The organism is Saprospiraceae bacterium (assembly GCA_016713025.1).
In the GTDB taxonomy this organism is placed as follows: Bacteria; Bacteroidota; Bacteroidia; order Chitinophagales; family Saprospiraceae; genus OLB9.
On the sequence record JADJPZ010000004.1, the window covers coordinates 182719 to 207295 of the forward strand.

Consider the following 24577-nt stretch of genomic DNA (forward strand, 5'->3'; position numbering starts at 1 on the left):
AGGAGCGATATAGTAAATAGGTCTACATACTGTTGAATGTATCTTAATGCTAATTTGACGAATTAGTAATATAGGTAGCCAGGTTCAATCTGATTATCGAATTACTAATATTATTAGGAGCAGTCTTATTTTCAAGGGGGTATCTTAATAATAAATACTATTTTTTATGCACATGGCATACAAAAAATTATCTTTTTGTAAAAATATTTAATAAAATGTTTTTTCTGTAATTTTTTTGCCTATATTTGATTTTTCAATAGTAACACCACTTTATAGTTTCACAGTTTTTTATAAAGCTCAATAAAAACTCATCATGATGAATTATGATTTAGGAGATTTTTTTGATGAAATGTATTCAAACGATGGCAATGTAAGACCTCATTATCAGGACCTTTCAGCAGCACTGGATAGTGTCTCCGCCGATAGAATATCGCAATTACAGCATTCAGCTGACAAAACCCAGATGAATATGGGTATGACATTCAATGTTTACCATGATAATCAGGGCATTGAAAAAATTTTACATCTTGACATTATCCCGAGAATACTGCCCAATGATGAATGGCACCATTTGGAAAAAGGATTGAAGCAGAGAATTTTAGCACTGAATCTTTTTATAAATGATGTGTATAATGATCAGAAATCATTAAAAGATAAAATTGTACCGGAAGACCTGATACTTGGTAGTAAAGATTTTCTAAAACCTTGTATCGGATTAAAACCACCAAAAGGCATATGGTGCCATATCACCGGTACCGATCTAGTAAAAAATATTGATGGTAATTATTACATCCTTGAGGACAACCTTCGATGCCCATCCGGAGTGTCATATATGTTGGGTAGTCGGGATATTATAAAAAGGATTTATCCCAATTTATTCAATAGGATGGGAGTGAGGCCTGTTTCTGATTATCCGATCCGCCTTCTCGAAATGCTGCAATATATTTCACAAAAAGAACATCCGGTAGTAGGGTTACTGACTCCCGGTATCTACAATTCAGCCTATTATGAACATTCATACCTTGCTTTGCAAATGGGTGTTGAGTTAGTGTCAGGTGTTGACCTGGTCACAGAAGATGATAAAGTCTATATGCAGACTACAAAAGGTCTGCAGCAAATAGATGTGATTTACAGAAGGATAGATGATACTTTTCTTGACCCGTTAGCTTTCAATCCGGCTTCTATGTTGGGCGTGCCCGGCATCTTCAATGCTTACAAAAAAGGAAATATAGCCATGGCCAATGCGCCGGGTACCGGAGTGGCCGATGATAAAGCCGTTTATGCTTATGTTCCTAAATTGATCAAGTATTTTTTGAATGAAGAACCTATACTGGACAATGTTCCGACATATCTGGCAAGAAGCGAAGAAGACAGAAAATACATTCTGGACAATATCGAAGAGCTCGTGGTCAAAGAAACCAACTCTGCCGGCGGTTATGGAATGATGATCGGCCCCAAATCCACCAAAGAGGAGCATGCTACATTCAGAAATCTGGTAAAAAATAATCCGGACAACTATATTGCTCAGCCGACTTTGTCATTGTCCACTGTTCCGAGTTGGATTGATGACCATTTAGAGCCAAGGCATGTTGATTTAAGGCCATACATTTTGTATGGTGAGGATATAGAAGTAATACCCGGGGCGCTGACAAGAGTGGCTCTTAAAAAAGGATCCCTTGTTGTGAATAGCTCTCAGGGAGGTGGCAGCAAGGACACCTGGGTACTTTATTAATTTTTTTTAAATGTATACATAATATGTTAAGTAGGGTTGCAAATTCTATTTATTGGATGGGGAGATATCTCGAAAGAGCGGAAAACTATGCCCGCTTTATGGATGTAAATTTTAATCTGATGCTGGACCTTCCCAGAGATCAGAAAGAACAATGGCTGCCATTGATTCAGGTCACAGGAGATTCTGAATATTACGCAGAACATTACAGCGGGTATGACAGAAATGATATTATTCATTTTATGGCATTTGATGAGTCCAATCCAAATTCTATTATTTCAAGCGTTTCAAAAGCGCGCGAAAATGCCCGTGAAATCAGAGAAAATATCATCAAAGAAACATGGGAAAAACTCAACGAACTCTTCCATTATGTCAACGGGATGGCTGAAAGCAGTGATTGGATGGACGGTGACCCAATTCCATTTTTTACAGGAGTGAAAGAACAAATTTTGCTGATCAATGGTATCGGATTTGCTACCGTAGCTCGAACGGAAAGCTGGTATTTCAGGCTTTTAGGTATGTTTCTGGAAAGAGCAGATAAAACCAGCAGGATCGTAGATGTAAAATACCATATATTATTACCGTCCCCGGCATTGGTGGGCTCTCCGATGGATTATCTGCATTGGTCTGCATTGCTCAAGTCGGTGTCAGGATTTAATACTTACCGCAGGCTATACGGAAATCTGGAAGCCTCCAAGGTCGTCGAATTTTTAATTTTAAATGACGTTTTTCCAAGATCCGTATTTCACTGTATCACAGAAGCCGAAAATTGTTTGAAAAACATTTCCGGAAACAGTAGCCGAGGATTTACAAATAGTCCTGAAAAAACCATCGGAGCACTCCGTTCCAAACTCGAGTTTACCTCGGTCCATGAAATCATTGATTTTGGTTTGCATCAGTATATTGATCAGCTCCAAATAAAAATAATTGACATTTCTAACAACGTAAATGATACTTTTTCCAACTTAAAAATAACTTTGCATCTCAAAATTCAATGCAAGAATGACATATTGCCTGGGCATTAAAACCAAATATGGTCTGATAGGCCTTTCGGATACTCGTATCACATCAGGAAGTGAGACTACTACATCAAAAAAAGTGTACACCGTCAATAAAGAAAAACACAGTTTTTTTATCATGACTTCAGGACTCAGGTCAGTCAGGGATAAGGCTATCACCTATTTTAAAGACGTGATAGACGACCCTTCCAAAAATTTTAATAAACTATACAAAGCCGTCAATGAATTTGGCAATTTAGTAAAACAAGTTGCCGAAGAAGACAAAAAGACTCTGGAACAGGCGGGATTGACTTTTAATTTATTTTCAATTATTGGCGGTCAGTTTGAAGATGACGATAGTCCCAAAATGTATTTATTGTATCCTGAAGGAAATTGGATAGAAGTGCGGACAGGTACACCTTTTGTGGCCATCGGAAATTCAGGACCAGGAAGCCCGATCCTCAAGAGATCATTAAAGTATGAAGATAGCATCGAGTATGCATTGAAATGTGCATTTCTTGCTTTTGATGCATCCCGTATTTCTGTCAATGATGTAGATTTTCCCATTCATACTGTTATCCTGGAAAATAATTCTTTTTTCACCATTGAAAAAAAGTTTGAAGATCACGATTTGCGGGCAGTGTCGGCTTACTGGAATGACAGACTGAAAGAAGCTATCCACGACCTTCCGTCAGATGTACTCAACAGAGCATTTGATGCTGAAACAGCAAAATTATGATTTTAGAAATCAATCATGAGACACGATATACTTATGAAAATGAAGTGCTGCTCAATCCTCATATTCTATACCTTACTATACAAAACAGGAATTATTATCAGATAAAACACCATGCTATCAGAGTAGATCCCGAACCTACCGGATTGAATGCCCTGATTGACCTGGAAAACTCATCATACTATCAGGCGTGGTTTGGACGATATACCAGTCATTTAGATATCAAGGTGCAATTTATTGTAAAAACCAAGGAGTTTAACCCACTGCATTTTATCTATGACAACAGGTTTACAAAGTTGGACACAGGGTTTGACTATGGCGGATATAAAAACAAGTTGATAGAAGTATATTTACTCCAATTGTTCCTTCCCGAACTTAAATCATTTGCATTAGAATTTTTTCATGCCACCAATGATATAGTAAGCTTTTTACATAGTATCAATGCATACATTTATCAGCACTGGCAACATGAAATCAGGATAGCACCGGGGTTTCAGCATCCGCTTATCACATTTTCTGACAAAAGAGGTTCTTGTCGTGATCTTGCTTGCATGATGATGGAGATGCTTAAAAGTGTAGGACTGGCTTCAAGATTTGTGAGTGGTTATGCATATAATCCATCATTGTCAGATGAACACAATCTTCATGCGTGGATAGATATCTATGTCCCCGGTGCCGGGTGGATAGGCATTGACCCAAGCCTTGGATTGTTCTGCGACCATCATTACTTTCCCCTTGCTGCCAGTTATGAACCATCCAATACACTACCTGTCATAGGTACTTTCGGAGGGACTTCAGGTAGTGAATTATATACTTATGTCGATATTCAAGAGAAAAACTAATAATAAATTACGCTCATCTCACACATCATTCTAATTTTGCAATTACCTTGCACCACTATAAAAGTCAATACAATGAAGTCAATATTTTTAACCCTTCTTGGAATAGTTTTTTTTGGTTTAACTCATGCTCAGCAAAAGCATGCCTATTTCACATCCTTTCCTTGTATAAGTCCTGATGGCAATCATATTGTTTTCACTTATGAAGGCGATCTTTGGAAAGCCAGTATTGACGGTGGATTTGCCACCAGACTTACCGCAATGCTGGGGGAAGAAACAAGGGCCAAGTACTCGCCTGATGGCAAATGGATCGCTTTTACCGGATCTCAATATGGTAATCAGGACGTTTACATATTGCCGGCTGATGGTGGTGAAGTAAAACAATTGACCTTTCATGAAGCATTTGATCATGTGGACAACTGGAGTTGGGATTCGAAAGAAATTTATTTTACCTCATCAAGAGAGAATAGAAACTCAGCTTATGTGGTCCCGATTTCTGGTGGCACACCTAAAAGACTTTTTCATAATTTCTTTCATACTTTACACAATATAGCAATGCACCCTGATGGCGAAATCTTTTTCAGTGAAACATCCGAAAGCAAGGCACAGGCATACCGTAAAGGGTATAAAGGATCTTACAATCCCGAAATTCAATCCTACAATCCTAAAACCAACAATTTTAAAAAATATACTAAATACGAAGGCAAAGATATGTGGCCAACCATAGACCGACAAGGCAATGTATATTTTGTATCTGATGAAAAAAACGGGCAATACAACCTATCTACCTTAAATAAAAGTAAAACCAGCCACCTGACCGATTTTAAGTCATCTATCAAACATCCGGTAGTTAGTGCAGATGGACGATATGTGGTTTTTGAGAAAGATTTTCAAATATTCAAATATGAGGTCAGGTCTGGCAAAACTTCAAAAGTTCCCGTAGTAACATTTACCAATGCGACAGCTGAGAAGGAAAAGGACTTTACGGTTCAAAACAATATTTCATATTTTGATGTGAGTGCGGATGGCAAAAAACTGGCATTTGTTTCGAGAGGTGAATTATTTGTATCAGATATAAAGGGGAAATTTATTCAGAAGCTCAAAACCAATCCTTTGGCAAGGGTGACTGAGGTCAAATGGAAATCAGACAATAAAAGCCTGCTCTATACCCAAACCAATACAAAGGGGTACACCAACCTGTTTTTGATACGCGCTGACACCATTCCGCAGGAAAAACAATTGACCTATGAAAATCAAAATAACAGAGAACTGTCATTGAACAAATCCCGCACTAAGGCCGTCTTCCTCAGTGGTAGAAATGATGTAAAAATCATTGACCTTCATGGAGATTCTGTTGCCACACTGGTTAAGGAAGAACTTTGGGGTTTTCAGAATTCTACACCTTCATTTTCTCCAAATGATGAGTATATCTTATTTACAGCAAGAAGAAATTTTGAAGAGGATATCTTTCTTTATCACCTCGAAAATAAAAAGCTGACCAATCTCACCAAAACAGGTATTACAGAAAACAGCCCATTTTGGTCACCCGATGGTAAATATATTTATTTTACATCCAACAGGATAAAACCCGCATATCCATTTGGACTTTCGGATGCAAGGGTGTATAGACTGCCTTTGGAAAAATTTTCACAAGATTTCAGATCAAATAAATATGACAGCCTTTTTATAGAAAAGAGCAAATCAGTAGCTCCCAAAACGGATTCATTGAACACAAAGCCCATAATGGAAAATTATACCATTGACTTCAACAATATTTTGGATAGGGTAGAGCTGGTCAGTCCTAATTTTGGAACTCAAAGCAGAAGCTATGTATTGCGAAAGGAAGATAAAACCGTCGTCATTTATTCATCCAATCACAGTGAAAATGAAAACCACTTATGGATGACTACATACGAACCCTTTGAAAAGCCAAAAACAGAAAAAATTGAAGGTGCCAGATCATTCGGTACTTTTATAGTCCAGTCGTCAGATAAATATTATGCACTGATCGGCGGCAACGTTCATACACTAAACATCGATGGCAAAAAAACAGAGAAGATAAATATCGATCACACCTTCCGTCGCAATCTCAAAGCTGAATTTGACCAAATGTTTGCTGAAACATGGGCCAATGTCCAGGAAAACTTTTACAATAAAAGCTTTCACGGCCTCGATTGGAATCAGGTAGGAGAACACTACAAACAATTTCTGACCTTTGTCAATACACGTTCAGATCTGAGGGTGTTGATCACCGAAATGCTGGGCGATCTGAACTCTTCCCATACAGGCTTTTCGAGCTTTGGTGATGAAGAAAATACTTTTTATAAAACCACATCACTTGGTACCGGTATAGTCTGGGACAATGATGATCCATACAAAGTCAAACGCGTCATTACATACAGCCCATCGGATAAAAAAGGCATTGATCTGATAGCAGGCGATGTCCTTACTGCTATCAACGATACACCAGTAGATGTCAGGCAAAACCGGGAGTCATATTTTATCAAACCATCATTGGATCAGGAACTGCAACTCACATTTAGCCGTAAAGACTCCAGTTTTACTATAAAAATAACTCCTGAGTCTTTCAATGCAATTAATACACTGAGATATGACGAATGGATAGCAAATAATCAGAAAATAGTAGATCAGAAGTCCAACAAAAAAATAGCATATGCTCATATGAAAGATATGGGAACAGGAGAGCTGAATAAGTTTCTGATCGACATGACTACTGAAATATATGACAGAGATGCATTGATTCTGGACATCAGATACAACAATGGTGGCAATGTCCATGACAATGTGCTCCAGTTTTTGAGTCAGAAACCTTATCTGAAGTGGAAATATCGTGAAGGTGCACTCACTGTACAGCCCAATTTTACTCCTGCCGGAAAACCAATCATCCTTCTGACCAATGAACAATCTCTCAGTGATGCAGAGATGACAACTGAAGGATTTAAAAGACTTGGTCTCGGCAAAGTGATCGGCACGGAAACCTACCGGTGGATCATCTTCACATCCGGCAAAGGACTTGTCGATGGGTCATTCTACAGATTGCCTTCCTGGGGCTGCTACACTCTGGATGGCAAAAACCTGGAGCTCGTCGGCGTGGCACCTGATATATATGTCGGCATGGATTTTAAGGACAGACTCAATCAGGTTGATCCACAGCTGGACAGGGCGATATCAGAGATAATGAGTATGTTGAAGTAAACAAGCCGCTCGACCACTAAGCCTACGAAGGAGGACTGGTGAGCGAAAAACAACAACAGTCTTTCGACCACTAAGCCTACGAAGGAGGACTGGTGAGCGAAAATAAGCAGCATCAAAGCCAACATGTAGTTTTTCCACATCTGCTGCCCCTTTTCGCTTAAGAGTCGCCCTGCTGAACGCATCTCAGTTGAAAATAATGACATTCGACCACTAAGCCGACGAAGGAGGAGCGGTGAGCGAAAAACAACAACAGTCTTTCGACCACTAAGCCGACGAAGGAGGACTGGTGAGCGAAAATAAAGCAGCATCAAAGCCAACATGTAGTTTTTTTCCACATCTGCCGTCCCTTTTCGCTTAAGAGTCGTCATACGGGACGCTTCTCAGTCGAAAAAACGCCATTCGACCACTAAGCCGACGAAGGAGGACTGGTGAGCGAAATAAAGCAGCATCAAAGCCAACATGTAGTTTTTTTACATCTACCGCCCCTTTTCGCTTAAGAGTCGCCCTACGGGACGCTTCTCAGTCGAAAAAAACGTCGCTCGACCACTAAGCCGACGAAGGAGGACTGGTGAGCGAAATAACAAGGCACGCATATCATATATGTGTCGCGATTATGGAGCAGAAAGTGATTGAAAACCGCCGCCCTTTTTCGCTTAAGAGTCGCCCTACGGGACGCTTCTCAGTCGAAAAAAGCCATTCGACCACTAAGCCGACGAAGAAGGACTGGTGAGCGAATGAACAAGGCACGCATATCATATGTGTGTAGTGCTGATGGAGCAGAAAGTGATTGAATTCCGCTGCCCCTTTTCGCTTAAGAGTCGCCCAACGGGACGCTTCTCAGTCGAAAAAAACACCATTCGACCACTAAGCCGACGAAGGAGGACTGGTGAGCGAATGTATCTACATTTTTTATTTAGGGAAGACAAATTAATTATAAAATTTATTATCTATATTTGTTTTTTTTTTAATCAACTAAATTTTCCACATGATGAGAAAAGGAATTTTACTAATTATCGGAGTTTTTTTGACTTTTTTTAATAGTCTTTTGAGCCAAGCACCTGCTCCAGCATCATTTACTTCAGGCACTTCCACCTATACAGTTCCTGCAGGTTATATTGCGGATTTAAGAGTCCAGGTATGGGGCGGCGGTGGTGGAACTACTACTGGTGGAAGCGGAGCTCGAAATGGTGGTGGCGGTGGTGGTTACGCAGAATTTACATATCTTGGAGTTTCTGGGCCAATTACAATTAGTTTAACTGTGGGTGTAGGAGGGAATAATTCAGATGGAGGTACCTCTACTTTTAATGGTCCGGGTGGCACTTTATCAGCTACCGGAGGCGGTAGGGGGAATGCTACATCAGGAGGTTCGGGCGGAACAGGAAGCGGACCTGTAGGTACTAATATAAATTCAGGTGGAAATGGCGGAGCAAGAACGGCTAATATGGCTGGAGGTGGTGGAGGTGGAGCAGGAGGACCTTCTGGTGCTGGTAATGTTGGAGGAGCGGCTTCTGGAAATACAGGTGGTGCTGGAGGAGCATCTGCTGGAGGTGGGGCAGGTGGAAAAGGGGAAAATCAAGATGCAAATCCACAAAATCCAGGCAATGGAATTTCACCAGGGGGTGGTGCAGGCGGATTAGGAGATAACAGAGGTGCTGTTTCAGGTGGCAGTGGTATGAGTGCAGATGGTGGGGGAGGTCAAATTGTAGTTACTCCCATGAATATTCTTCCTGTTACTCTCATTGATTTTTCTGTAAAAAATTATGATTCTCAAAATCATCTGTATTGGTCTACAGCCTCTGAAACTAATAATGATCATTTTTCTATCGAAAGATCATCAGACGGACGCAATTTTAGTGTCATTAGCAGGGTAGAAGGCGCTGGTAATAGTTCAAGTAGACTAGATTATCGTTATAGTGACCAATCCCCTTTGCCAGATGTTAGCTACTATCGACTTAAGCAGACAGACTACGATGGCAAGTTTGAGTACTCTTCCATTGTTGCTGTCAGGGATGATGCTGCCAAAGGGCATGCTGATGTCAGATATAGGCCGGCGCAGCATGAACTTCACATCGCGACACCACTGGCAGCATATACCATCTCCATATCAGATATGAGTGGCAAGATTGTCCGGACGACGTCTGGCTATGCCGATGGCGATCTTCAGCTGTCAGTAGCTGACCTAACACCGGGTATGTATGTAGCTATTATCAATGGACAGACGGGGACAACGAACTACCGATTCAGTAAGTTATAAAATTGTTTTTTAGCGTGTATAAATGAAGAAATACTCTTCATTTATACACTTTTTATTTTATAATTTTCCTTTGCAATTATTTTTGGGAAAGTATTTTTCATTATAATGACCTATCTCCCATACTGTACACTTAAAGAGTGTTGTTGCTTAAGGGTGCCCTTTGTAAGGCACATCTTTCAATAAAAAAACTCAATACTTCACCACCTTCAATGTATAGGTATAACTTATGCATAAGATACAAATGCTAATAATGCTGGCGTAACCGTAAATTTTGCCACATGAGAGACCTTGAGTTTTAAACTTCTGTCAAATACAGAGATGGCCCATAATTAAAAAATTATTTACCTAATTGAAACATAAATTTTAAAATATTTAAATAAATTTGCTGTACATTAAAAAATCAGTACAAGCCAAAATAGTTTGAATCATCTTTGTTTTGAAAATCATAAATCGATTGTTTGCAAGATATGGGTTACAGACAGATATGATTACTATCTATTGAAAGTAAATAGGATGTTATCAAAACAATAATCACTCAAACCATGGTAAAATATATTGTAATCTCAGTTTTAATACTTGTTAATTTTGAATGTCATTCGCAATACAAAATTCTTCCACAAGAAAATCTGAATGATCAATTGGAAGTAAATGAAGACTTAAAATTTGTACAAGAGCAAGCAATGGCTGTACACGAATCAGAGTTTAGTATTGGTGATGTTTGCTCTGATAATCTAAATAATCAAATAGTCAAAAAAAATCTGAATGGACAAGAAAGACCTGTACTTGGTGCATCCAACCTAATCCCTCAGCCTCAAAAATGTACTGAGAGAAGTGGTGTTTTCACTTTGGAAGGTATCACAAAATTAAAAGCACCTAAAGAGTTTTCGGAAGTAGCAAGACTGTTGAAAGATGAAATGAAAATCAGTCTAAATGGAAAAGGAAAGACGAAAATTATAGAATTGATCAAATCTAAAGACAATTTGGAAGGAGAAAAATACAGGCTGAATATCACTCCTTCAAAAATATCCATATATGCTGCCAATGTAAGTGGTGCTATTACCGCAGTTTTTACTTTGCTCCAGTTACAAAAATTGCAACCAGACACCCACTTAATACCATGTGCTGATATCGAAGATGGTCCAAGATTTGTTTATCGAGGTATGCATTTAGATGTATCGCGTCACTTTTATCCGGTGAGCTTTATCAAAAAATATTTGGACATAATGGCGTTATACAAATTTAATACATTCCATTGGCACTTGACAGATTCTCCCGGGTGGAGGCTTCAGATCAATAAATATCCTTTACTTACTTCGCAGTCGGGGTTCAGAAATTATGCCCAATGGACAGATTGGTCAAAAAACGGGAGTCATTTTGTACCGGAAGGCAACCCAAATGCATATGGTGGATATTACACCCAAGATGAAGCAAAAGAGATTGTAGCCTATGCAAAACAAAGAAACATTACTGTCATTCCCGAAATAGAAATGCCGGGGCATTCATTTGAAGTACTGGCGGCATATCCGGAATTATCTTGTTCCGACATTCCGAATACTTGCCATGAATTCTGTATAGGAAACCCCCAAACATTAGACTTTCTAAAAGATATTTTAGCGGAAGTTATGGCTATATTTCCATCCAGATACATACATATAGGGGGTGATGAAGCTGGTACACATTGTTGGAAAAAATGCAGTAAATGTCAGGATTTGAAAGTTAAAAAAGGACTCAAAGATGAACATGAATTACAGTCTTATCTCATAAGTAATATAGAACAATTTTTAAAGTCACGGGGTCGAAAACTCATAGGCTGGGATGAAATTATCGAAGGTGGTCTGCCTGCAGATGCTACGGTGATGAGCTGGCGAGGTGAAAAAGGTGGTATCATAGCCGCCGAACAAAACCACGATGTGATCATGACTCCGGGAGCGTGTTATTTGGACGCATATCAGAGTAATCCGATGACGCAACCATTGGCTATTGGAGGATTTTTACCTATTCAGAATGTATATAATTACGAACCTGTACCAGCTCAATTGAGTGTAGAAAAAGCTAAATATATCTTAGGATTGCAAGCTTGCCTTTGGACTGAATATATGCCCACTACCTATCAGGTGGAGTATATGGCCTTTCCAAGAGCACAGGCAATAGCTGAGACAGGATGGACACAAAAATCACTAAAAAATTATGACCATTTTCACAAAAGAATCCAGGCCCATTATTTATTGTTGCAACGGATGCATGTAAATTATTACCGGCCATCCACTTTCCTGACGATCAGTGAGCAACCTAATGCAGACCATACTGCCAGTGAACTCACATTAGTCAGTGAGCTTTTCAAGCCGGATATAAGATATACTACTGATGGATCATCTCCCACTCCAACATCTCAGACTTATACCAAACCTATAGAAGTCAGAGGTAAAGTGGAAATAAAGTCGGCTATTTTTCAAAATGGTCAGATGCTGGGTAAAGAAACAAGTTACACATCAAATCACCACCGGGCTATTGATAAAAAAGTGACCTTCAACAACGATTGGAGTACATCCTATCCGGCACAAAGTGAAAGAACACTGACAAACGGTGTCATGGGTTCTTTTACTTACCAAGACAAGCAGTGGCTCGGTTATCTGAAAGATCTGGATGTCACGCTTGATATGGAAACCGTACAGCCTCTGTCAGAAGTATCCATCCGTTTTATGCAGCAAATCGGCCCCGGTGTATTTTTACCTTCACATGTCGATATTTTAGTATCCGAAGACGGTGTTAAATACGTCAACGTCAAAAAGATAAACCATGATATTTCAGAGAAAAATCCTGAATTAATTCTTAAAAAATTTACTGCCACAATAGATTCTGTTTCTGCCCGATATATAAGGATCGTAGCTCCGAATATCCATGGCGGTTATATGTTTATAGATGAAATTATGGTGTATTAGTGTACCACGATGGTTTTTATCTCTGGCCGTCGGCTTATAGCGATTACGATATCATGTCATCGCCTATGTTACCCTACAGGAAGTCGGTAGTAGTTGTGATCTTAAATGAGTACCACAACATCGAGATTAAAAATACAGACTGGTTCATTATTTCTTTGTTATTTACCTCGTGCTATGTTAAGGTTAAATTGACGGATGACTTATTGTATCTTTTCCATTTGCTCTTCGTTGATGAACCCCTTTCTTAGCAACGGCTAAGGTCGGGAACCATCGCCTTGATCAAAAGAAAAATCTACTTATAATTGATCCGCCATTCAACACTTACCATAACACTTGCTTTTTATATTTTTTTGCTTGATTAAATTGTGATAATTATTATATCTTTGTTCATAATTGAATTATTTTTACAAACATCTTTAAAATAAATGTGTCATGGCAAAAAGTAAGGACGTCAAAAAAGAAGTAAAAAAGGAGGCAGCCAAAACCCCAAAAGAAAAAAGGGCAGAAAAAAAATTGAAAAAACCAAAATATGATTAAGAGTATGTTTAAAGTTTCATCATTTGGCTCCAATCAGTAAATTTTATTTCCTGTTGCGTTATATTTTTTGCGGTACTGCGTCAAGCTATGCTTGAGCAACCAGCTATATACGGTATTCGCTGCGAGTCTGACTGAATGATGCAAAGCAAAATCGTGATAGAAATCACGATTTAATGAAAGGAACCAATCAAACCCGCTACCCTCGTTCCCTAAAGAGCCTGTCAAGCTATGCTTGAGACGACCTACGCTATCACATTTGATTGGATGGGCGGCTATCGCAGTTCCTTTGTTATAGAGTAAAATTTTTTACTCGATTCTCGACAAAAGACGAGACCACTCAGTCATCTATCATAAAATTAAATTTGCTCACTTTCGCTCAAAAACGAAAATTTAAACATACTCTAATGCCTGACAAAAAGGTGCAAATCATTTCCTATGCCAGACCAAAGTTGCTGTAAATGAGCCCTTTTGAAAAAATTGTATTTATACAGGATGTTGAAAGGATAAGTAAGCTGTTTAAAATGCATAAAAAAAAACTGATGGGTTTGTTATTGAAAGATGAAGTAATCTTTTTGACTGGAGGAGCAGCTGGTATAGGATATGAATGTGCAAAAGTGTATATTCAGGAAGGTGCCATTTTGGTGGTATTCGATAAATTAGATCCAAAAATTGATGGCCTTTATATGAATTTTGTGGGTGATGTTTCGGATGCAGCTGCCAAAGGTGGTATTTGGTTAGACGCTGAGGAAGTATTTCATATAGATTGACCATATTAATTCTACTTTGTCACCTTCAAAAATCTAAGTCATTTACACTTTCATTTCAATGTAATCAACCGGAAACCTAATAATTTTTGATAGTTAAAGATAAATGTATGGGTAAATTAGGGTCACAACTGTTGGGTTAACCCATCAGTTTTCCAATTAATCGGAAAGTCCGTCTAATTCGACAAAGTAGAATTAATCTGATTTTTGTCAATCGTCATTTATCAAATACTCATTTGTAATTATACTATTAGCAATGTAGAATTAGAGAAATTATGCTAAAAATTGAAATTAAACTTTGGATGGTAATTCTTTTGGCATGTACAGGTTTTCAGGCCATAGGGCAAAAGTACTTTGCCGTCCAGCCTATGTCCATTGATGCAAGGTTGGTTGCTGTAAATAATGCTGTCATGCTCAAGGGGCCTTCCATACTGATGGACGATCACAGGTTTGTGTGGTGTGGTAGCGTGGTACAAAGTAATGACTCAACGTATCATATGTTTTTTTCTACATGGACTTGTGATAGAGATAGCCTTGGTTTTTATAATACCTGGGTATTAGAATCACAGATTGGATATGCTACATCAAGGTTTCCTGACAAGGATTTTAAGTTTGAAAAGATCGTACTCAGAGGTACAAGGTTTGATGGCGATACTACTGCCTGGGATGCACAGATGGTACACAATCCTCACATCAAGAAGTTTGGTGACAGATATTATTTGTATTATATAGGTGCAAAAGATCCCGGTACGCAACCACCGGATAGCCCTGGATCAAAGCTGAGTAAAAGAGACAGAATCCAGCAGATGCAGCATATTGGGGTGATAGAATTTAGCGACTTTGACGAGATACTAAACGGGACTTTTATACGTCCCAAACAACCACTTTTATCTCCCCGCACAAGGGTAAAAAAGGAAAATATCATCAACCCATCTCCTCAAGGTACGTTGCAAAAACCTGACAACATCATTGTAACCAATCCGTCGGTGGTCTATAGACATTCAGATGGTAAATACCTGTTGTATTTTAAAGGAAATTGGTACGATCCCCATTGGCGGGGTGTGCATGGTGTGGCCTTGTCTGATCACCCGGCTGGCCCTTTCGTGACAAGTGATCAGATCGTATTTGATGTACGCATGGACGATGGTAAAATAGCTAATGCAGAAGACCCTTTTGTATGGTATTATAAAAAATTCAAGCAATTTTTTGTCATTATCAAAGATTTTTCAGGAAAAATGACGGGTGGAGAACCATCACTGGCTATTTTGTCGTCCCAAGATGGCATCAATTGGAAAAAATCAGGAAGATCAACATTTATGAATAAACAAGTGCAACTAAAAAATGGAAGTCTCATCAAACTTCATCATCTGGAAAGACCATTTTTATTGACAAATGACCAAGGAGATCCCATGACATTTTATGGAGCCGCCACCATTAATTCGCCTGCTGATCAAAAAGTTACAGGTACTTTCAATGTGTCTATACCATTGAAAATCAATTATAATAGCTTAAATAAAAAGTAATATCAATATTGAAGAAATGATACAACACCTTTTGCAGAAATTAATAATTGCTTTTCATTTTTCCATTGGAAATAGGATAGGCGACCATAGTAGAAAATTCCCATCCTTTGAAAAGACAGCTATCAAATATCTGATTCAGAAAAAGAATGTTGTACATATGTTCATAATATTTGTATTCATTTTATTAATTGGTCAAATAGGAAGTAGTCAGATATTGACAAAAAAACAACCTAATATCATATTGTTTTTGGTAGATGATATGGGATGGATGGATACATCAGTGCCTTTTGGAGATTCGGTGACCACCAATAATAGAAAATATCATACTCCCAATATGCAAAAACTGGCTGATGAGGGAGTCAGATTTACAAATGCCTATGTCAATCCGGTTTGTACGCCTACACGTACCAGTATTTTGTGCGGACTCAGTGCTGTACGGACACATATTACAAACTGGACCAATACTCCACCTAACCAACATACGGACTATCCTGACAGCATTCTGCAATTTCCGGCCTGGAATATCAATGGACTCAGTCCCAAACCACACGAAAATGCTTTTCAGGCCACACCTTTTACCGAAATCCTTAAAAACGAAGGGTATTTTACAATTCATGTCGGTAAAGCGCATTGGGAAGCCAATCAACACCAGGATCTGATCCACTAAATTTTGGTTTTCTGACTAATGTAGGAGGCACATCGATAGGTCACCCACAGAGTTATTACGGAAAAAATAATTTTGGTAACAAAGCAGGTTCGATTACCCACTGGGCTATACCTGGTCTGCAGGAGTTTTACGACAAAGATGTTTTCCTTACGGAGGCACTGACTCAGAAAGCCATCCAACTTATGAGTGGATCTATCGGACAACAAAAACCATTTTTTCTGAATTTTGGTCATTATGCTATTCATACGCCTATACAGCCGGATCACCGCTATTTTGAAAAGTACCTTTTGAATGGGTTGGATTCTACCGAAGCCGCCTATGCTACCCTTGTCGAAGGTATGGACAAAAGCCTTGGTGATATCATGCACTTCCTAAAAAGTCAAAATCAGGAAGATAACACCATCATCATATTTTTGTCTGACAATGGCGGCCTTACCAACTCTTCTCGCGGCGGTACCAGGAATACACACAATCATCCATTGAGGTCAGGAAAAGGTTCGGTGTATGAAGGCGGCATTAAGGTACCCATGATCGTTAAATGGCCCAAAATGGTCCGAAGTGGCACAAAAACCAGTCACCAAATGATGGCTGAAGATATTTTTCCCACAATTTTAGAAATGGCAGGTGCAAAGTTTACTGCAGCAAAAATTGATGGAAAATCCTTAGTCCCGGCACTTAAAAGTCCGGTTTACAAAGGGAGCCTTAGAAATTTGATATTTCATTATCCTCATCGCTGGACCAAAAACGAAGACGAAGGCATCGCTTGGGCAAGTGCTCTGCGCAGAGGAGATTGGAAGGTGGTATATCTGATGAAAGAGCAAAAACTGGAACTGTATAATATAGCTAAAGACCCGGGAGAAAAAGTAAACCTGGCAGATACATACCCTGAACAGGTGACTGCTTTGGCCCAAATAATGGGAGATGAGTTGAGAAGTAAAAATGCACAGATGCCTCTATGGAAAAAATCAGGCAAGCAGGTAGCCTGGCCTGATCAGTTGGAAAAATAGATGTAATATATAATGTTAATGTAAAAGCAAGAATAAACTCATGAGCAGATTGGAATCAGTTTAGACCTCCTGCAATTTAAGCAAGACAGACCAATGCTATTGGGTTGCATCAGGTAATAAACCATCCATTCTATTCGAAATTTCAAAGTTTCCTTTTGTCTCTTATTTCTACTTTGTCACCGTCAAAAATCTAAATCAATTTTACTTTCATCAAAAAGTAATCACTTTCATCAAAATGTAATCAACCGGAAACCTGATAATTTTTGATAGTTAAAGATAAATGTATGGGTAAATTAGGGTCACAACTGTTGGGTTAACCCAACAGTTTTCCAATCAATCGGAACGTCCGTAGATTTTGACAAAGTAGAATTAGGCATGTTATAGATTTTCTAATGCTTAATGCGGGTTAAAGATAAATGTATGGGTAAATTAGGGTCACAACTGTGGGTTAATCCAACAGTTCCAATCAATCGGAAAATTCGTATAATTTAGCAAAGAATTACTAAAAAACTAAAGTGCCATTGGGTTGATATACATATCTCAGCGTGTATTTTATTTTAGTCGGTCTAGCAGGTGGAACTACTACTGTACCATTATCATCCGTAGGCTCGCCTTTCAGGATTTCCATTTTAGCATATTTTCCTTTTGCTGTTTTAAAGATGAAAACCTTTCCAGCTTTAGGGGTAAATGACCTTGTAGTGGCTTCATATGTGTACCATTCACCCTTAATGGCGGGGCTACCCTGAGCATCGGTTTTATATCCCGTTGTAGGGGCAGTTTTGACATTGTCCAGAACACCATCCTGGATGATGACTCCTGCATTTCCCGGACCACTTACTCCGCTATTGACAGAAAAAGTGATCAGCTTGAGACCAAAATCCCAGTCTGATGACTGTACTAAACTATTGGATACTATCGCACCGGTCTCAAAACTGAATAAGGCAAAAGCACCCTGATCACTTGCAGATACCAGGATTTCTTTATTCACCGTATTTAATGGCTGTGCTACTTCTTCTTCCTTATCACATGAAAACATTGTGAAAGCAGAAACCACAATAAACGTTTTTAAAATAATTGATTTAAACATAATATTATTAATTTAAGAAATTCCAGGTACAAGTTGCCATAAAGTGCCTTCCCATCATTTGGGGAACGTTTGATGGGTCAATCTGATGTAGCAGATTGTTGATATTTACCATGAGATTGATATTTTTATGGATAGATTTTCCAAGGCTGACATTCAGCAAGAGCAGGTCTTTAGCATACTCTTCATCCATATTGGCAAATTTATTTCCATCCAGATCCACGATACCCCATTTGCTTCTGTAGGTGCATCTGATTGTGCCATTCCATCCACTCTTCTCATCCTGATAAAATAGCTTAAGGTTTGCCATATGTGGACTTCGACCCAATAGGCCGGTATAGTCAGAATAATTCATGAGCCGTGCCGATCCGAGAGGTGTATTTCTACCATATACTTCTTCATTTTTGATTTTTTGGATGACGTCTCTGTCACCGGTGACCAAATATTGGTATCCGGCATTCCACTCCAGTTTTTTGTAAAGTTTTCCCTTAAGATTGATTTCCAGACCTGATGTAAAAGCTCTGTTGACATTGAGATAACTGAATACTAAAGCATTGTTTTTCAGTGTGGCGACAGGCAGATAGTTGATCAGATCATTGATGGCATTATAAAAAATATTAAAATCTAAAGTTATGGGCAGTTTTTTCAATACGGCTGTTCCACCGAGATTGAACCCGTGTGAGCTTTCAGGTCTCAATTCTGAGATTCTGTAGGCATCAGGTAAAATGGTTGACACCAAACCTTCCGCTTTTTGTTGCTCCAACTCGGGCAGAGAAAACTCAGATGCACCATAAACTCTGTATCCCTGGGCAGCAGGATTGACGTAATAGAGGTAAAGCTGTCTGAAATCCGGAGCTTTAAAACCACTACCGTACGAAAAGTTGATTCTGAATCTGTCTGATACTTTGTATTGCATCGACAATTTAGGTGTCACTCTGTCGGCATAGTCAGAATTGCCATCATATCTCAATCCGGGTATAATCGTCAAGTCAGTTGTAGGTCGCCATTCATGCTGGACAAACAAGTAGCTGTTATGCTGTTCTTTTTTAGTTCTGTATCTTATCGTTTCTACAGTCTGAAGGTTGTAACCTCCACCAGCCACTAATTGATGTTGATCGTTGATGTCCCAGTCTGTCTGATTTTCAACCCGGTAATAATTATGACTGAAATTATCATAATAGTACTGCTCAGCTGATCCTTTCTGATTGAGCTGTTGCTCATATCTGTATAAACTGGTATAAAGCCGAAGAGATGATTTTATTTTTTCAGAAAACCTGTGATGAAAGACAGGATTGATATTGATATCGTCCGTAATGCCTGAGCCGGTGATGTTGAGTTCAGAACCATTAAATGCAAATGCAGATGTTTGATTACCTTTAAACCATCTGTTGTTCCAGACCAATCGGGTTTTGTCTGAAAACCTGTACGTCCACTTGAGTTGCGTCGTGATGTTATGGAAAGGGTCCTGTGTTTTTTCCGGAGTTTCAGTCTGCAAATCGTAACCGTCAGAGGTGATATAGTTGGCAAATAAGAAGATACTTGACTTTTTATGAGAAAGATTGGTGGACAGGTTTAAATCTGCGGTGTTAAAACTACCATAGCGCATCATAATAGTACCGGATTTTTTTCTTTTTTCTTCTGTCAATATGTTTATCACACCACCCATAGCTTCACTTCCGTACAATGCACTTGACGGACCTTTGATGACTTCAATTTTTCGTATATTACCTACAGAATATCTGGAGAGATCTATCACGCCACCTTGTCTGCCAGTGAGTGGTTCACCATCCAGCATAATTAGTGTATAATCAGGAGACATACCCTGAATCTGGATTCCATTACCAAATACGCCACCACCCACTGATGAACTACCTGATGCAGATGTCAGGAAAAGTCCGGTTTGCTCTTGCAGTACATCATTCAAACGAACATTGCCTGAAAGTTGTATCAACTTATGATTGATCAAAAGTGTAGGAACAGTAACATTGCTAAGCATTCTTTCATTTCTTGTAGCTGTTACAACCAGTTCATCAACATTGACCTTCATCATTGTATCACTTATACTTTCCTGTGCATAAGCCGCCGCAGTGAAATTTGTAAGTAATAATACAATAAAAAAAGACGAAACAAACGATCTGATCATGCCGCAAAGATGAAAAGATGCGTTTGATCATTTGTCACAGAAATGTCAAATGATTTTTTTGAATACTTTAAGTCATTTTTGATAAATGTTTTGGTGAGAATTTTTTAATCGCTTAGGATTATCATAGAATGTAATAAAATATTAAACGCATTTAACAATATAAATTTTATAAATTTTAAACAAATGTAGTTTACTTAAGTTATTTTTCTTTGTTATTACCCTATCTAAATCATTCACTTACAAGGGAAAGACTTCATAAAGATGTCTTAACTAAACGACATTGATTTTTAAATTGATAAATGCAATTATCATAGAAAGTGATTTTCTGATAAATGAATTTATTAAAATAGAAAAAAATATTTTCTGAAAAACATAAAACAGAGCCCAAAAATCTTATTAATTGATTGCGACGCTTAATTTTTCTTTGTAAAAATCTTTTTGAAAAACTTTTTTGTAGATGATTCACGACCTACCAGGATATATCTCAGACTAAAGCCTGAAGTGGTATAAAATCTTTGATTACTATTATTATCAGCAATGGTTACTAATGGCAAATAGTCGGTAGAAATACTTAATTTTCCGATCGAAAATTCAGCTCCGAAACTCAAAGCCAATCCTTGAGTGTTGATTTGTTGAGGTGATTCTGTATAAGTAGGATTGTATTTTCTTGAATATATCCCTGCACCCATAAAAAAATTAAGCCTTTTGGTCAGTAGTGAGTAATGCTGTTTTGCAAGCAAGGATGTCATTTGTCTGCCGGCAAATGTCCCGGGCTGGATATTTAGTTCTATTGTCGTTTTATTGGCAATGCGCTGAGCAGCACTTATGCCGAAATCATCACCAATGCGCACACCTGCTATGGTATTATACTTCTGGGCTGAAATATTATGTATTGAAATCAACGCCAAAACAATGAACAGGATATTTTTCAATATATTAATTTTGAATTTGAAAAAAAGTACTCAGAATTAAGACGCATAATTCGTTGATATATTACACTTCCAATACCTTTTTTGTAAAAATTTAACAGATTGTGCTAATTTTGTTGTAAATAAGCCATTAAGATGTCCAAAAATCATAAGCTGGATGAAATTACTCTAGGTATCGGCAATAGCCTTCCTGAAAAGAAAAATTTATCTGTTAAATGTGCACATGCACCCAAAAGAAATATCAAAGGGATACTTTCAAAGAGCGAAAAGCGCCTGGCTTTGAAGAATGCTCTGAGATACTTTCCTGCATCCATGCATGCTGAACTTGCAAAGGAATTTGCTGATGAGCTCAATAAATTTGGTCGCATATACATGTATCGGTACAGACCTGATTATGAAATTTTTTCCCGTCCTGTAGATCAGTATCCTGCAAAATGCCGCCAGGCTGCCGCTATTATATTGATGATTCACAATAATCTTGATTTCAAAATTGCAAAATATCCCGAAGAATTGATCACATATGGTGGTAATGGCGCTGTATTTCAAAATTGGGCTCAGTACAGGCTTACTATGCAATATTTGTCTGAAATGACTGATAAACAGACATTGGTGCTTTATTCAGGACATCCTCTTGGCCTGTTTCCATCTCATAAGAATGCTCCAAGAGTAGTGGTCACCAACGGTATGATGATACCCAATCATTCTACTAAAGACGATTGGAATAAGTATAATGCGCTCGGTGTCACTCAATACGGACAAATGACAGCAGGATCATTCATGTATATCGGTCCACAAGGCATCGTGCATGGAACCACCATCACACTGCTCAATGCAGGAAGGATAAATGGTCTGGGTGTTGACAATCTGAAAGGAAAGACTTTCGTCACTTCCGGCATGGGTGGAATGTCAGGAGCCCAATCTATTGCTTCAGTTATTTCCGGTGCGGTAGGAATCATCGCAGAGGTGGATGAAGCTGCGATCAAACAAAGAATTGCAGATGGATATGTAATAAAAGAAAATGTATATACCGATCTCAATACACTTTTTGGCAAAATCACTGAATCCAAAAAAAACCAGAAAGCTGTGGCTTTAGTTTATCATGGCAATATTGTTGATTTTTGGGAAGCCGCAGTCACATCAAATTTTCAGATCGACTTGGGGTCCGACCAGACATCATTGCACAATATTGATGATCTGGGATATTGCCCTGCAGGCTACACATTTAAGGAAGCTAAAAAATTGCTGAATGCAGATAAAGGAAAGTTCATGGGCGAAGTCAGGAAGACATTGGTCAGGCATGTCAAAGCGATCAACATCATGGCTTCCCGTGGTATGTATTTCTGGGACTATGGAAATGCTTTCCTCAAAGAAGCCGGCGATGCAGGAGCCGAAATCTGGAACGATAAAAAAACAAAGACTTACAAGTATCCGTCATATGTAGAAGATATCATGGGTCCGTTGTGTTTTGATTATGGATTTGGCCCTTTCAGGTGGGTATGCCTTTCAGGAGACGAGGCAGACTTGAAAATGACAGATAAGATTGCAGGTAAAGTCATTAAAAAAATGATGAAATCTGCACCCGAAGACATAAAAGGTCAACTGAATGACAACCTGATATGGATCAGGGATGCTCAAAAGAATATCCCGGTGGTAGGATCATTGGCAAGAATACTGTATGCTGATGCCGAAGGAAGAATCAAAATCGCACTTGCTTTTAATAAGGCAATTAAAAAAAAGAAAATCAAAGGCCCAATAGTACTTGGCAGAGATCATCATGATGTATCAGGGACTGATTCGCCCTACAGAGAGACATCCAATATTTATGACGGATCATCATTCACTGCAGATATGGCTGTTCAGAATTTTGTGGGTGACTCATTTAGGGGTGCCACTTGGGTCTCGTTGCACAATGGTGGTGGAGTAGGGTGGGGCGAAGTCATCAATGGCGGATTTGGAATGGTGATAGACGGATCTAAGAGATCTGCAAAAAACATACAGTCCATGTTGCATTGGGATGTCAATAATGGTATTGCAAGAAGATCATGGGCCAGAAACAGGGAGGCCTTTATCACTGCAGAAAGAGCTATGGCTGCATGCAAGGATTTAAAACTTACTTTACCCACAGTCGCAAATGATGACTTGATAGCTGGGGTTATCAGATAATACTTTGAACTTCCGGTTGATTGAAGTTGTTATAGCTGATGGTAAATCAGATGGATTTCCACGTATGGAAGATAGTATAGATAAATGCAGAATTTTATACAAAGGCGATATGATCGCAGCGATGTTTTATATCATGACTGGTATGATTTTATTTGTATTTTCTGCAGGTCTGTACTACTTCAATATCTCTCCGGGCTTTCAGTATCTCAGTATTGGTTTTTTTTTGTTTTTCATTTATTGTACAGGAAAAGGCTTATTGATGTATTATGTTTCGAGAAAAAGATGGTTATTTTATGAAGGCCTGCACCATCTTGACCTTACAACTATAAAGCAGGAGATAGAATACACCCACTTTCGGATAGAGAAAAAACAAACCAACAGAAGGGTTTATGTGTATGCTCTTGTATTTTTTTGCACATCAGCTTTTGCCGGAATATTCAGTGTTTACAAACCTATCATTATGGGTACTTCAATACCTATAGCCCTCATATCGGGGATCGAACTTTCGATCGGCATGCTTACTGAATTCAGGTTGAGGGAATACTACAGGATTTTGCTCAAAAATCAGTCATGGTAATTTGTAAAAAAATTAATTCACGTTATTAGCATACACACTACACAACTTGACTGCCTTAATCACACTATGTTTTGAAAAAGCATTTATGGAAATGACATGATGTAAGCATGATACTGCTCTTTGGTCAGTATTGCTTTCATTTTATCCTGCTTTGTCATATTGAGTTGATTCAGTTTGTTGAACTGATCTTTTTTTGATAACTTGCTTTTGGTCGTTTTTTCGACATTGGTTTCATAATCAAGCAATGCTTTGTATAAATCATCGTGTTGTTTATCTGTAAGTTTCAGACTCTTTTTCAGTTTTGCGGCATTGCTTTTAGCCAGTGAAACAGCACTTTTATTTTCTTCCTTTCTTTCTTCGTTGATATGAGATGGTGCGGAAGACTGTGGCACTGCTCCCTTCAACTGACCAAAAATCTGAGTGGAATGTATTACAAATAATAAAAAAAATAAGATTCTCATTTTGTGGTAAT

The 24577-nt window shown here is 38.5% G+C and carries 17 protein-coding genes; 13 read left to right on the plus strand and 4 right to left on the minus strand.

The features are described 5' to 3' along the window. Positions 1 to 316: 316 nt before the first annotated feature. The 11 genes from IPK35_07320 (at position 317) to IPK35_07370 (ending at position 17209) form a co-directional block, all read left to right on the plus strand. Positions 317 to 1732: a circularly permuted type 2 ATP-grasp protein gene (locus tag IPK35_07320; GenBank protein ID MBK8053068.1), complete on the plus strand. Its 1416-nt coding sequence runs from the start codon at positions 317 to 319 to the stop codon at positions 1730 to 1732. A gap of 23 nt (positions 1733 to 1755) precedes the next feature. Beyond that, on the plus strand, positions 1756 to 2754 hold the full coding sequence (locus tag IPK35_07325) for an alpha-E domain-containing protein (GenBank protein MBK8053069.1): 999 nt from the start codon (positions 1756 to 1758) through the stop codon (positions 2752 to 2754). Then, positions 2732 to 3466 (plus strand): peptidase, encoded by a 735-nt coding sequence (locus tag IPK35_07330; protein ID MBK8053070.1) that lies wholly within the window; start codon positions 2732 to 2734, stop codon positions 3464 to 3466. The genes IPK35_07325 and IPK35_07330 overlap by 23 nt, the downstream gene beginning before the upstream one ends. Further along, entirely contained in the window at positions 3463 to 4305 is an 843-nt protein-coding gene (locus tag IPK35_07335; GenBank protein MBK8053071.1) for a transglutaminase family protein, read from the plus strand. The genes IPK35_07330 and IPK35_07335 overlap by 4 nt, the downstream gene beginning before the upstream one ends. Before the next feature lie 72 nt (positions 4306 to 4377). Further along, entirely contained in the window at positions 4378 to 7518 is a 3141-nt protein-coding gene (locus IPK35_07340; GenBank protein ID MBK8053072.1) for a PD40 domain-containing protein, read from the plus strand. A 985-nt stretch (positions 7519 to 8503) separates the two neighbouring features. Continuing rightward, a complete protein-coding gene (locus IPK35_07345) occupies positions 8504 to 9772 on the plus strand; it encodes a T9SS type A sorting domain-containing protein (protein ID MBK8053073.1) in 1269 nt (422 codons plus the stop codon). Between the two features lie 542 nt (positions 9773 to 10314). Beyond that, entirely contained in the window at positions 10315 to 12711 is a 2397-nt protein-coding gene (locus IPK35_07350) for a family 20 glycosylhydrolase (protein ID MBK8053074.1), read from the plus strand. Positions 12712 to 13706: 995 nt separating this feature from the next. Continuing rightward, positions 13707 to 14015 carry a hypothetical protein gene (locus IPK35_07355; GenBank protein MBK8053075.1) on the plus strand — a complete coding sequence of 103 codons (309 nt, stop codon included), beginning with the start codon at positions 13707 to 13709 and terminating at the stop codon, positions 14013 to 14015. 272 nt (positions 14016 to 14287) lie between these two features. Next, positions 14288 to 15535, plus strand: coding sequence for a glycoside hydrolase family protein (locus IPK35_07360; protein ID MBK8053076.1), 1248 nt, complete (start codon positions 14288 to 14290; stop codon positions 15533 to 15535). 16 nt (positions 15536 to 15551) lie between these two features. Next, positions 15552 to 16202 carry a sulfatase-like hydrolase/transferase gene (locus IPK35_07365; protein MBK8053077.1) on the plus strand — a complete coding sequence of 217 codons (651 nt, stop codon included), beginning with the start codon at positions 15552 to 15554 and terminating at the stop codon, positions 16200 to 16202. Then, positions 16166 to 17209, plus strand: a complete 1044-nt coding sequence (locus IPK35_07370) for a sulfatase-like hydrolase/transferase (protein ID MBK8053078.1) — start codon at positions 16166 to 16168, stop codon at positions 17207 to 17209. The genes IPK35_07365 and IPK35_07370 overlap by 37 nt, the downstream gene beginning before the upstream one ends. A gap of 502 nt (positions 17210 to 17711) precedes the next feature. Here the strand turns inward: IPK35_07370 and IPK35_07375 are convergent. From IPK35_07375 to IPK35_07385, 3 genes are all read right to left on the minus strand, one after another. Beyond that, positions 17712 to 18296 (minus strand): HmuY family protein, encoded by a 585-nt coding sequence (locus tag IPK35_07375; protein ID MBK8053079.1) that lies wholly within the window; start codon positions 18294 to 18296, stop codon positions 17712 to 17714. A 7-nt stretch (positions 18297 to 18303) separates the two neighbouring features. Then, the gene (locus tag IPK35_07380; GenBank protein ID MBK8053080.1) at positions 18304 to 20436 is read right to left on the minus strand and encodes a TonB-dependent receptor; all 2133 of its coding nucleotides are present in this window, start codon (positions 20434 to 20436) and stop codon (positions 18304 to 18306) included. 413 nt (positions 20437 to 20849) lie between these two features. Next, entirely contained in the window at positions 20850 to 21368 is a 519-nt protein-coding gene (locus IPK35_07385; GenBank protein ID MBK8053081.1) for a hypothetical protein, read from the minus strand. 132 nt (positions 21369 to 21500) lie between these two features. On the opposite strand from IPK35_07385, the gene IPK35_07390 reads away from it, so the two are divergent. Both IPK35_07390 and IPK35_07395 read left to right on the plus strand, forming a co-directional pair. After that, positions 21501 to 23528, plus strand: coding sequence for a urocanate hydratase (locus tag IPK35_07390; protein ID MBK8053082.1), 2028 nt, complete (start codon positions 21501 to 21503; stop codon positions 23526 to 23528). 4 nt (positions 23529 to 23532) lie between these two features. Next, on the plus strand, positions 23533 to 24105 hold the full coding sequence (locus IPK35_07395) for a hypothetical protein (protein MBK8053083.1): 573 nt from the start codon (positions 23533 to 23535) through the stop codon (positions 24103 to 24105). Positions 24106 to 24188: 83 nt separating this feature from the next. Here IPK35_07395 and IPK35_07400 read toward each other — a convergent pair whose 3' ends face one another. Beyond that, positions 24189 to 24566, minus strand: a complete 378-nt coding sequence (locus IPK35_07400) for a hypothetical protein (GenBank protein ID MBK8053084.1) — start codon at positions 24564 to 24566, stop codon at positions 24189 to 24191. Between the last annotated feature and the right edge of the window lie 11 nt (positions 24567 to 24577).